The organism is Pseudomonas sp. Pseusp11, from assembly GCF_047304405.1.
Taxonomy (GTDB): domain Bacteria; phylum Pseudomonadota; class Gammaproteobacteria; order Pseudomonadales; family Pseudomonadaceae; genus Aquipseudomonas.
In genome coordinates this window covers 71678-83368 of record NZ_JBGLZF010000017.1, presented here as the reverse complement: position 1 = coordinate 83368, position 11691 = coordinate 71678, and the positions used below count along the sequence as shown (strand labels likewise).

Below are 11691 nucleotides of genomic sequence, written 5' to 3'. Positions count from 1 at the left end.
CCTCAAGGCTTCAGAGATTGAACAAGACGGCTTGCCGACTGACCTGCGGATTTGAGTGACAACCCATGCCAAAACGTACAGACATTAAAAGCATCCTGATTCTCGGCGCTGGCCCGATCGTGATCGGCCAGGCCTGCGAATTCGACTACTCCGGCGCCCAGGCCTGTAAAGCCCTGCGCGAGGAGGGTTACCGCGTCATCCTGGTGAACTCCAACCCGGCGACCATCATGACCGACCCGGCCATGGCCGACGCCACCTACATCGAACCGATCAAGTGGCAGACCGTTGCCAAGATCATCGAGAAAGAGCGTCCGGACGCGCTGCTGCCGACCATGGGTGGCCAGACCGCCCTGAACTGCGCCCTGGACCTGGAGCGCGAAGGCGTTCTGGAGAAGTTCGGCGTAGAGATGATCGGCGCCAACGCTGACACCATCGACAAGGCTGAAGACCGTTCGCGCTTCGACAAGGCGATGAAATCCATCGGTCTGGACTGCCCGCGTTCGGGTATCGCCCATAGCATGGAAGAGGCTAACGCGGTTCTCGATCGCCTGGGCTTCCCGTGCATCATTCGTCCGTCCTTCACCATGGGCGGCACCGGTGGCGGCATCGCTTACAACCGTGAAGAGTTCGAAGAAATCTGCGCCCGCGGTCTGGATCTGTCGCCGACCAAAGAGCTGCTGATCGACGAATCGCTGATCGGCTGGAAAGAATACGAGATGGAAGTTGTCCGCGATAAAAAGGACAACTGCATCATCGTCTGCTCCATCGAAAACTTCGACCCGATGGGCGTGCACACCGGTGACTCGATCACGGTCGCACCTGCACAGACCCTGACCGACAAGGAATACCAGATCCTGCGTAACGCCTCCCTGGCGGTACTGCGCGAGATCGGCGTGGAAACCGGCGGCTCCAACGTCCAGTTCGGCATCTGCCCGAACACTGGTCGCATGGTGGTCATCGAGATGAACCCGCGGGTATCCCGCTCCTCGGCCCTGGCATCGAAAGCCACCGGTTTCCCGATCGCCAAGGTCGCGGCGAAACTGGCCGTGGGTTACACCCTCGACGAACTGTCGAACGACATCACCGGCGGCAAGACCCCGGCGTCCTTCGAGCCGTCCATCGACTACGTCGTCACCAAACTGCCACGCTTTGCCTTCGAGAAATTCCCGAAAGCCGACGCACGCCTGACCACTCAAATGAAGTCGGTCGGTGAAGTCATGGCCATCGGCCGGACCTTCCAGGAATCCCTGCAGAAAGCTCTGCGCGGGCTGGAAGTGGGTGTTTGCGGTCTGGACGAGAAGCTCGACCTGAGCAACCCGGAAAGCATGAGCATCCTCAAGCGCGAACTGACCGTGCCGGGTGCCGAGCGTATCTGGTACGTGGCTGACGCGTTCCGCGCGGGCCTGTCGGTCGAAGATATCTTCGGCATGAACATGATCGACCCGTGGTTCCTGGTGCAGATCGAAGATCTGATCAAGGAAGAAGAGAAGGTCAAGACCCTGGGTCTGTCCGCTATCGACCGCGACCTGATGTTCCGCCTCAAGCGTAAAGGCTTCTCCGATCAGCGTCTGGCCAAGCTGCTGGGCGTCACCGAGAAGAACCTGCGTACCCATCGTCACAAGCTGGAAGTGTTCCCGGTCTACAAGCGCGTCGACACCTGCGCCGCCGAGTTCGCCACCGACACCGCGTACCTGTACTCGACTTACGAGGAAGAGTGCGAAGCCGCGCCGTCGGGTCGCGACAAGATCATGATCCTCGGCGGTGGTCCAAACCGCATCGGTCAGGGCATCGAGTTCGACTATTGCTGCGTACACGCAGCACTGGCCCTGCGCGATGACGGGTACGAGACCATCATGGTCAACTGCAACCCGGAAACCGTTTCCACCGACTACGACACCTCCGATCGTCTGTACTTCGAACCAGTGACCCTGGAAGACGTGCTGGAAATCGTCCGCGTCGAGAAGCCAAAAGGCGTGATCGTTCAGTACGGCGGTCAGACCCCGCTGAAACTGGCCCGTGCCCTGGAAGCCGCCGGCGTGCCGATCATCGGCACCAGCCCTGACGCCATCGACCGCGCCGAAGACCGTGAGCGCTTCCAGCAGATGGTTGAGCGTCTGAACCTGCGTCAGCCGCCTAACGCCACCGTGCGCAGCGAAGACGAAGCGATTCGCGCCGCCGCCAAGATCGGTTACCCGCTGGTGGTTCGTCCATCCTACGTACTGGGCGGCCGTGCGATGGAAATCGTTTACGAAGAAGAAGAACTCAAGCGCTACCTGCGTGAAGCGGTTCAAGTGTCCAATGACAGCCCGGTGCTGCTGGACCACTTCCTCAACTGCGCGATCGAAATGGACGTGGATGCGGTCTGCGACGGCACCGACGTGGTGATCGGCGCAATCATGCAGCACATCGAGCAGGCCGGCGTTCACTCTGGTGACTCCGCATGCTCCCTGCCGCCGTATTCGCTGCCTGCACATATCCAGGACGAGATGCGCGAACAGGTCAAGAAAATGGCCCTGGAACTGGGCGTGGTCGGCCTGATGAACGTTCAGTTGGCGCTGCAAGGCGAAGACATCTACGTCATCGAAGTCAACCCGCGCGCATCCCGTACCGTACCGTTCGTCTCCAAGTGCATCGGTGTGTCCCTGGCGATGATTGCGGCTCGCGTGATGGCCGGTAAAACCCTGAAGGAAATCGGTTTCACCAAAGAAATCATTCCGAACTTCTACAGCGTGAAAGAGGCGGTGTTCCCATTCGCCAAATTCCCTGGCGTGGACCCGATCCTGGGCCCAGAGATGAAGTCCACCGGTGAAGTGATGGGCGTGGGCGACACCTTCGGTGAAGCCTTTGCCAAAGCCCAGATGGGCGCCAGTGAAGTGCTGCCGACCGGCGGTACCGCGTTCATCAGCGTGCGTGACGATGACAAGCCACTGGTTGCAGGCGTGGCCCGTGATCTGATCAACTTGGGCTTCGAAGTGGTTGCCACTGCCGGTACTGCCAAGCTGATCGAAGCCGCAGGCCTGAAAGTGCGTCGTGTGAACAAGGTAACCGAGGGTCGTCCGCACGTGGTCGACATGATCAAGAATGACGAGGTCACTCTGATCATCAACACCACTGAAGGTCGTCAGTCGATCGCTGATTCCTACTCCATTCGTCGTAATGCCTTGCAGCACAAGATCTACTGCACCACTACTATTGCTGCTGGCGAAGCTATCTGCGAAGCGCTGAAGTTCGGTCCCGAGAAGACCGTGCGCCGCTTGCAGGATCTACACGCAGGATTGAAGGCATGATCAAATACCCAATGACCGTCAAGGGCGCTAAAGCCCTGGAAGAAGAACACGCTCATCTGACCAAGGTCGTTCGTCCGAAACTCAGTCAGGACATCGGTACGGCCCGCGAGTTGGGTGACTTGAAGGAAAACGCCGAATACCACGCTGCTCGCGAGCAGCAGGGGATGGTCGAGGCGCGGATTCGTGACATCGAAGGCCGGATTCAGAATCAGGTCATCATCGATGTCACGACCATTCCTCATACCGGCAAAGTGATTTTCGGCACCACCGTTGAAATCGCCAACGTCGAGACGGATGAGCGCGTCACTTACCATATCGTGGGTGAGGATGAGGCTGACTTCAAACTCGGCAAGATCTCCGTCGGTTCGCCACTTGCCCGTGCCTTGATCGCCAAGGAAGAGGGTGATGTGGTGGCGGTCAAAACGCCGGGTGGCGTTATCGAGTATGAGATTGTCGAAGTTCGCCACATCTGAAAGAAGGCGCCCGCTACGTGCGGGTGCCATGCTTTGGCAGCTGACCCAGATGCTCTGGGTTGGCGGCTTGTGGTTGTTGCACATCGGTCTGCTGCCGGTGCTGGGGCAAATAGGCCTGGCGCCGCTGCTGATCGACGAAATTGCAGGTGCGCTGAATACGCTGATGGTGGGATTCGCCACAGCGAGTGTGATTTTTCAGGCTTTGGTGCTGGTACAGGCCGAGGGCCTTGCCAGTCTATGGCGGGATATTCGCGGGCAACTGCTGCTGATGGCGCTGTATGGGTGCGCGATGTATTTCGCAGTACGCTTCGGTTGGCCGCAGGCGCTGCATTGGCAGTTGTTCAGCTATCTTGTTCTGGGCTTTTCCGGGCTGGTGCTGGTCATGCAGCCGGTGCCTGGATGGAGTGTCAGGGTGCGCGAAGCACACCCTTGACCCTTGTCATCACTTGAAGCGATGGACGTTCGACAGCTGCTTGTTGACGCTGAAGTTCTTGCGGTAAATCAGCGCCATCTTGCCGATGACCTGAACCAGATCGGCTTTGCCGGCCTTGCAGAGTTCTGCAATGGCTGCCAGGCGCGATTCGCGATCGAGGATGTTGAGCTTGATTTTGATCAGCTCGTGATCCGCCAAAGCGCGTTCAAGTTCGGCTAACACGCCTTCAGTCAAGCCGTTGTCAGCCACAATCAAAACTGGTTTCAGATGGTGGCCAATGGACTTGTACTGTTTCTTCTGCTCTTGAGTGAGCGGCATAATCTGACCCTTTCGTCTGGATTCTGTAAAATGGCGGCCATTTTACCCGAGGGCTCGTGGATCCGCCCAATTAATCACGACCCTTATCATCGAGGTGCCCAATGGCGCGTTCCAAGACAAGCCTTGGTTGGCTGAAAAGACATGTCAACGATCCCTACGTGAAGCAGGCGCAGAAGGATGGCTACCGCTCGCGTGCGAGTTACAAACTTCTGGAGGTCCAGGAGAAATACAAGCTGATCCGTCCCGGCATGAGCGTTGTCGACCTGGGTGCGGCGCCCGGGGGGTGGTCGCAGGTGACTAGCCGTCTGATTGGTGGTCAGGGGCGTCTGATCGCCTCGGACATTCTGGAAATGGACAGCATTCCGGACGTGACTTTCATTCAGGGGGACTTCACCGAGGACGAAGTGCTCACGCGGATCCTTGAAGCTGTGGGTAATTCGCAGGTGGACCTTGTGATTTCCGATATGGCCCCCAATATGAGTGGTACGCCTGAAGTGGACATGCCAAAAGCCATGTTTCTTTGCGAGCTGGCGCTTGATTTGGCTGAGCGGATACTCAAGCCGGGTGGCAATTTTGTGATCAAGATTTTTCAGGGCGAGGGGTTTGATGTTTACCTGAAGGATGCTCGTCGGAAATTCGACAAGATCCAGATGATCAAGCCGGACTCTTCCCGTGACAGTTCCCGCGAGCAATACATGCTGGCTTGGGGTTACCGCGGGCGTAGTGAGTAAAACGAGGTTTTTTGGCGGGGTGATAGGTTTTTCATATTTCGCCCCGCGTGCATTAGCGAATATCGTGTAGAAAGTGTTTCACAAAGGGTTACAGACGGCGCCTGCCAGAGCCGTAGGTAATGTAGTAAGTTAGGCCGGTGAATATCATGCGAAGCGCGCGCCATTAGCGGAGCTTGCTTCAGAGGGTAGTTAATTGAACGATATGGCAAAGAATCTGATCCTGTGGTTGATCATCGCGGCTGTCCTGGTGACGGTGATGAACAACTTCTCCAGCCCTAACGAGCCGCAGACCCTCAACTATTCCGACTTCATCCAGCAGGTCAAGGATGGCAAGGTCGAGCGCGTAGCGGTTGATGGCTACGTGATTACCGGCAAGCGCAACGATGGCGATAGCTTCAAGACCATTCGTCCGGCAATCCAGGACAACGGTCTGATCGGCGACCTCGTGGATAACCACGTTGTGGTCGAAGGCAAGCAGCCTGAGCAGCAAAGCATCTGGACTCAACTTCTGGTCGCAAGCTTCCCGATCCTGGTGATCATCGCCGTCTTCATGTTTTTCATGCGGCAGATGCAGGGCGGTGCCGGTGGCAAGGGTGGGCCGATGAGTTTCGGCAAGAGCAAGGCGCGCCTGCTCTCCGAAGATCAGGTGAAAACCACCCTGGCTGACGTTGCAGGTTGTGACGAAGCCAAGGAAGAAGTCGGCGAACTGGTTGAGTTCCTGCGTGATCCGGGCAAGTTCCAGCGCCTGGGCGGTCGCATTCCTCGCGGCGTGCTGATGGTTGGTCCTCCGGGTACCGGTAAAACCTTGCTGGCCAAGGCGATTGCCGGCGAAGCCAAGGTACCGTTCTTTACTATTTCCGGTTCCGATTTCGTCGAAATGTTCGTCGGCGTCGGTGCCAGCCGTGTCCGTGACATGTTCGAGCAGGCGAAGAAACATGCGCCATGCATCATCTTCATCGATGAAATCGACGCCGTCGGTCGCCACCGTGGTGCTGGCATGGGTGGTGGTCACGATGAGCGCGAGCAGACCCTCAACCAGTTGCTGGTAGAGATGGACGGCTTCGAAATGAATGACGGCATCATCGTCATCGCCGCGACCAACCGTCCGGACGTGCTGGACCCTGCGTTGCTGCGTCCGGGCCGCTTCGACCGTCAGGTCGTGGTTGGCCTGCCGGACATTCGTGGTCGCGAGCAGATTCTCAAAGTCCACATGCGCAAAGTGCCGATGGGTGACGACGTCGCTCCGGCCGTGATCGCTCGTGGTACTCCTGGTTTCTCCGGTGCTGACCTGGCCAACCTGGTGAACGAGGCTTCGTTGTTTGCAGCTCGTGCCGGCAAGCGCATCGTCGAAATGAAAGAGTTCGAACTGGCTAAAGACAAGATCATGATGGGTGCCGAGCGCAAATCCATGGTCATGTCCGAGAAAGAAAAGCAGAACACTGCTTATCACGAAGCTGGCCACGCTATCGTCGGTCGCGTCGTGCCTGAGCATGATCCGGTCTACAAGGTGTCAATCATTCCGCGCGGTCGCGCACTTGGTGTGACCATGTTCCTGCCGGAAGAGGATCGCTACAGCCTGTCCAAGCGTGCACTGATCAGCCAGATCTGCTCGCTGTACGGCGGTCGTATCGCTGAAGAGATGACCCTGGGCTTCGATGGCGTCACCACCGGTGCGTCCAACGACATCATGCGTGCCAGCCAGATAGCGCGAAACATGGTGACCAAGTGGGGGTTATCGGAAAAACTCGGTCCATTGATGTACGCCGAAGAAGAGGGCGAAGTGTTCCTTGGTCGTGGCGGCGGTGGTCAGCACGCCAGTTTCTCTGGCGAGACGGCCAAGCTGATCGACTCCGAAGTGCGCAGCATCATTGACCAGTGCTACGGCACGGCCAAGCAGATCCTCACGGATAACCGCGACAAGCTTGATGCGATGGCGGATGCCTTGATGAAGTACGAGACGATCGATGCCGATCAGATCGATGACATCATGGCAGGTCGTACGCCTCGCGAACCTCGCGACTGGTCTGGCGGCAACGACACTTCCGGCACGCCTCCGGTGGTGCAGGATGGGCGTCCGGAAACACCTATCGGCGGTCCGGCTGCTGACGTTTAAGGTTTGAAATGACTTCTGTTCAGTCCTCGACCCGGTTGCCTTGCGGCAACCGGGTTCTTGATTTGGCCCAGACGCATGTCATGGGCATTCTCAATGTCACTCCCGATTCCTTTTCCGATGGCGGTCGATACAGCCAGCTGGACGCGGCCCTGCGCCACGCCGAGGCGATGGTGGCGGCCGGTGCGACGCTGATCGACGTCGGTGGCGAATCGACCCGGCCCGGTGCCAGGGCCGTTTCGCCGCTTGAAGAGCTCGAGCGTGTAGCGCCTATCGTTGAGCGCATCAGTCGCGAACTGGATGTGATTATCTCGGTCGATACCTCCACGCCTGCCGTCATGCGTGAAACCGCAAGGCTGGGGGCGGGGTTGATCAATGACGTACGCTCGTTGCGTCGAGATGGTGCTCTGGATGCAGCGGCGGCCACCGGTTTGCCGGTGTGCCTGATGCATATGCTCGGCGAGCCGGGCGACATGCAGGACAACCCTCAGTACCAGGATGTTACGAAAGAGGTCGGCGAGTTTCTTGCCGAACGCATGGTTCAGTGTGCATCGGTAGGTATCCCTGCTGAGCGGATCATTCTTGATCCGGGCTTCGGCTTCGCGAAAACCCTGCAGCACAACCTAAGCTTGTTTAAACACATGGAGGCCCTGCATGCCTTGGGGCGGCCCCTGTTGGTCGGGGTGTCGCGAAAAAGCATGATCGGGCAGGCGTTGAATCGTCCGGTGGGTGAGCGTCTGCATGGCGGTCTGGCACTTGCGGCACTGGCTTCGGTCAAAGGTGCGCGTATATTGCGCGTCCATGATGTGGCGGAAACAGTCGACGTGGTGCGGATGATTGCCGCCGTAGAATCAGCCGAATAAGAATGATGGAGTACTTATGAGCAAGAAATACTTTGGCACCGACGGCATTCGTGGTCGGGTCGGTCAATACCCGATCACTCCTGATTTCATGCTCAAGCTTGGCTGGGCGGCAGGCATGGCATTTCGCAGCATGGGCGCCTGCAAGGTGCTCGTGGGCAAGGACACCCGTATCTCCGGTTATATGTTCGAGTCGGCGCTTGAGGCTGGGCTGACCTCGGCCGGTGCTGATGTGATGCTGTTGGGGCCAATGCCGACTCCGGCCATCGCCTATTTGACGCGGACCTTTCATGCCGAAGCCGGCATCGTGATCAGCGCTTCGCATAACCCTCATGACGACAACGGCATCAAGTTTTTCTCTGGTAAGGGCACAAAGCTCCCGGATGAAGTCGAGCTGATGATCGAAGAACTGCTCGACACCCCGATGACCGTGGTTGAGTCGAGCAAGATCGGCAAGGTGTCGCGAGTCAACGATGCCTCGGGCCGTTATATTGAATTCTGCAAGAGCAGCGTTCCGGCCGGCACCAGTTTTGCCGGCCTGAAGATCGTGCTCGATTGTGCCCATGGTGCGACCTATAAAGTGGCGCCTAGCGTGTTCCGTGAGTTGGGGGCGGATGTTGTTGTGCTTTCTGCCAATCCCAACGGCCTGAACATCAATGACAATTGCGGTTCGACCCATATGGCGCCGCTGCAAGCGGCCGTACTGGCCGAGTGCGCCGATTTGGGTATCGCCTTCGACGGTGATGGTGATCGGGTGCAGATGGTTGATCACACCGGCGCTGTCGTCGATGGTGATGAGCTGCTGTTCATCATCGCTCGCGACCTGCAAGAGCGTGGCAAGTTGCAGGGCGGTGTGGTCGGTACGCTGATGAGTAACCTGGGGCTGGAGTTGGCCCTGGCGGATCTGGCGATTCCTTTTGTGCGGGCCAACGTTGGTGACCGTTACGTCATCTCCGAGTTGCTGGAGCGCGATTGGCTGGTGGGTGGTGAGAACTCGGGGCACATTGTCTGCTTCAGTCACACCACTACCGGTGATGCGATCATTGCTGCATTGCAGGTATTGATGGCGCTGAAGCGGCGCGCAGAAGGCCTGGCTCAGTCGCGTCAGGCGTTGCGCAAGTGCCCTCAGGTGTTGATCAATGTGCGGTTTGGCGGTGGTGCGAGCCCGCTTGAGCATCCGACTGTCAAGGAGGCCAGTGATCGTGTCACTCAAGCGATGGCGGGCCGCGGGCGCGTGTTGTTGCGCAAGTCCGGGACAGAGCCGCTGGTGCGTGTCATGGTCGAAGGCGAGGACGAAACGCAGGTTCGCGATTACGCCGAAGAGCTGGCAAAACTGGTAACTGAAGTTTCTGCCTGATTTCGGCTTGCCAGCCATGATTGTGTTGGGTAACATCTGCGCCCACTTTGACCGACGAGGTACAGCATGCGTCGCCCTATGGTAGCTGGTAACTGGAAGATGCACGGTACCCGCGCCAGCGTCGCTGAGCTGATCGACGGCCTTCGTCATCTGGCCTTGCCGAGCGGTGTTGATGTCGCGGTGTTCCCGCCTTGCTTGTATATCAATCAAGTGATTGATGGTTTGCAAGGGAAGTCGATTTCGGTCGGCGCGCAGAACTCTGCGATTGAATCCGGGCAGGGTGCGTTGACAGGTGAGATTTCACCGAGTCAGTTAGTGGATGCAGGTTGTTCCCTGGTGCTTGTCGGGCACTCCGAGCGCCGCCAGATAATGGGCGAGCTCGACGGGACGCTGAATCGCAAATTTGCGGCAGCACAGGCGTGTGGTTTGATTCCGGTGTTGTGTGTAGGGGAAACCCTCGAGCAGCGCGAGGCTGGAAAAACTCTTGAGGTTGTCGGGCGTCAGCTGGGCAGCATCATCGAGGAGCTGGGTGTTGGTGCTTTTGCAAAGGCAGTGATTGCTTACGAGCCGGTCTGGGCCATTGGTACCGGGCTGACTGCTTCGCCGCAACAAGCGCAGGATGTGCACGCAGCCATTCGCGCCCAGTTGGCGGCAGAGAATTCTGAAGTCGCACAAGGTGTGCGGCTTCTATACGGCGGCAGCGTGAAGGCGGCCAATGCGGCCGAACTGTTCGGCATGCCGGATATCGATGGGGGGCTCATTGGTGGGGCTTCCCTGAATGCAGATGAGTTCGGTGCGATTTGTCGCGCCGCGGGAAACTGAAAAAATGCTGGAAACAGTCGTAGTCGTTTTTCATCTGCTGGGTGCGTTGGGCGTAGTTGCTCTGGTATTGCTGCAGCAGGGTAAAGGTGCGGACGCTGGTGCATCTTTCGGAGCAGGTGCTTCAAATACTGTGTTCGGAAGCCAAGGTACCTCTACCTTTCTTAGTAAGTTTACTGCTATACTTGCCGCCGGTTTCTTCATGACCAGCTTGGGGTTAGGTTACTTTGCTAAAGAGAAAGCTCACCAGCTGACTCAAGTAGGTTTGCCAAACCCGGCAGTGTTGGAAGTTCCAAAGCAAAAACCGGCTTCTGATGATGTCCCGGTGCTTCAAGAGCAAAAGTCGGCTACTCCAGCGACTGACGTGCCTCCAGCTCAAGAGCAGAAGTAAGAAGAGTTTCAAACGTAGTATTGCCGAGGTGGTGGAATTGGTAGACACGCAACCTTGAGGTGGTTGTGCCCATAGGGTGTAGGGGTTCGAGTCCCCTTCTCGGTACCAATTATCAGGAGAGCCCGCTGTTGCGGGCTTTCTTGTAGGTGGAAGGTTACATTGACCCTGTCAGGGATCGGTCGTATACTTCCGCCCCAGCTTTGTCGCGGGGTGGAGCAGTCTGGTAGCTCGTCGGGCTCATAACCCGAAGGTCGTCGGTTCAAATCCGGCCCCCGCAACCAGTTTAAGGAGCCCCTTTTCAGGGGCTTTTTGTTAGCTGGACACTTTCAACGCCGCTATTCGGCGGCGTTTCAAGGATGGGCGTTTCGCCCATTTTTTTATTTTGCATAGCATGCACATACATGCACGAGGGGGTTCAGGTGTCGAGCAAGCTAGAAGAGTTGCAGGCCTTGCTGGCCCCGGTGGTCGTGGCCCTAGGCTATGAATGCTGGGGTATTGAGTTTTCGGCTCAAGGTCGCCACTCAATGTTGCGCGTTTATATCGATAAAGAAGGCGGCGTGCTGGTGGACGATTGTGCCATCGTCAGTCGCCAGATCAGCGGTGTGCTGGATGTTGAAGATCCAATCTCCGTTGAATACACCCTTGAAGTTTCCTCGCCTGGCATGGAACGCCCACTGTTCACTCTTGAGCAGTTTGCAAAATTTGCCGGTGAACAAGTGAAGATCAAGCTGCGCTCGCCTTTTGAAGGTCGACGCAACTTTCAGGGCCTTCTGCGCGGTGTAGAAGAGCAGGACGTCGTGGTGCAGGTTGAAGACCATGAGTTCCTGTTGCCGATCGATATGATCGACAAGGCCAACATTATTCCCAGTTTTGACTGAGACGCGGATCCCGCGGATCCAATGGCTTGCGAAA

At 57.6% G+C, this 11691-nt stretch carries 11 protein-coding genes and 2 tRNA genes; 12 read left to right on the top strand and 1 reads right to left on the bottom strand.

Annotated features, from left to right (window positions below):
- Positions 1–65: 65 nt before the first annotated feature.
- Genes carB through ACCC96_RS15925 form a run of 3 tightly spaced genes read left to right on the top strand, consistent with a single transcriptional unit; the run spans position 66 to position 4193 of the window.
- Complete coding sequence (gene carB, locus ACCC96_RS15935) at positions 66–3287, top strand: carbamoyl-phosphate synthase large subunit (RefSeq protein WP_019651074.1); 3222 nt, start codon at positions 66–68, stop codon at positions 3285–3287.
- Positions 3284–3760, top strand: coding sequence for a transcription elongation factor GreA (greA, locus tag ACCC96_RS15930; protein WP_019651075.1), 477 nt, complete (start codon positions 3284–3286; stop codon positions 3758–3760). Before carB ends, greA begins: the two co-directional genes overlap by 4 nt.
- 28 nt (positions 3761–3788) lie before the next feature.
- Positions 3789–4193, top strand: coding sequence for a hypothetical protein (locus tag ACCC96_RS15925; RefSeq protein ID WP_007933533.1), 405 nt, complete (start codon positions 3789–3791; stop codon positions 4191–4193).
- 9 nt (positions 4194–4202) lie between these two features.
- On the opposite strand, the gene ACCC96_RS15920 is transcribed toward ACCC96_RS15925, so the two are convergent.
- Positions 4203–4511: a YhbY family RNA-binding protein gene (locus tag ACCC96_RS15920; protein ID WP_007900503.1), complete on the bottom strand. Its 309-nt coding sequence runs from the start codon at positions 4509–4511 to the stop codon at positions 4203–4205.
- A gap of 101 nt (positions 4512–4612) precedes the next feature.
- Here ACCC96_RS15920 and rlmE point away from each other — a divergent pair, with 101 nt between their 5' ends.
- The 9 genes from rlmE (at position 4613) to rimP (ending at position 11657) form a co-directional block, all read left to right on the top strand.
- Positions 4613–5242 (top strand): 23S rRNA (uridine(2552)-2'-O)-methyltransferase RlmE, encoded by a 630-nt coding sequence (gene rlmE, locus ACCC96_RS15915; protein ID WP_007933535.1) that lies wholly within the window; start codon positions 4613–4615, stop codon positions 5240–5242.
- 202 nt (positions 5243–5444) lie between these two features.
- Entirely contained in the window at positions 5445–7355 is a 1911-nt protein-coding gene (gene ftsH, locus ACCC96_RS15910) for an ATP-dependent zinc metalloprotease FtsH (protein WP_018929483.1), read from the top strand.
- 8 nt (positions 7356–7363) lie between these two features.
- Positions 7364–8215 carry a dihydropteroate synthase gene (gene folP, locus ACCC96_RS15905; RefSeq protein ID WP_019582454.1) on the top strand — a complete coding sequence of 284 codons (852 nt, stop codon included), beginning with the start codon at positions 7364–7366 and terminating at the stop codon, positions 8213–8215.
- Positions 8216–8231: 16 nt separating this feature from the next.
- Complete coding sequence (gene glmM, locus ACCC96_RS15900) at positions 8232–9569, top strand: phosphoglucosamine mutase (protein WP_413696268.1); 1338 nt, start codon at positions 8232–8234, stop codon at positions 9567–9569.
- 66 nt (positions 9570–9635) lie between these two features.
- A complete protein-coding gene (gene tpiA / locus ACCC96_RS15895) occupies positions 9636–10391 on the top strand; it encodes a triose-phosphate isomerase (RefSeq protein ID WP_007933541.1) in 756 nt (251 codons plus the stop codon).
- 4 nt (positions 10392–10395) lie between these two features.
- A complete protein-coding gene (gene secG / locus ACCC96_RS15890; RefSeq protein ID WP_018929487.1) occupies positions 10396–10779 on the top strand; it encodes a preprotein translocase subunit SecG in 384 nt (127 codons plus the stop codon).
- Positions 10780–10801: 22 nt separating this feature from the next.
- A tRNA-Leu gene (locus ACCC96_RS15885) sits at positions 10802–10887 on the top strand.
- A gap of 96 nt (positions 10888–10983) precedes the next feature.
- Positions 10984–11060: transfer RNA gene (locus ACCC96_RS15880), tRNA-Met, on the top strand.
- Between the two features lie 138 nt (positions 11061–11198).
- Complete coding sequence (rimP, locus tag ACCC96_RS15875) at positions 11199–11657, top strand: ribosome maturation factor RimP (protein WP_007973115.1); 459 nt, start codon at positions 11199–11201, stop codon at positions 11655–11657.
- Positions 11658–11691 lie beyond the last annotated feature (34 nt).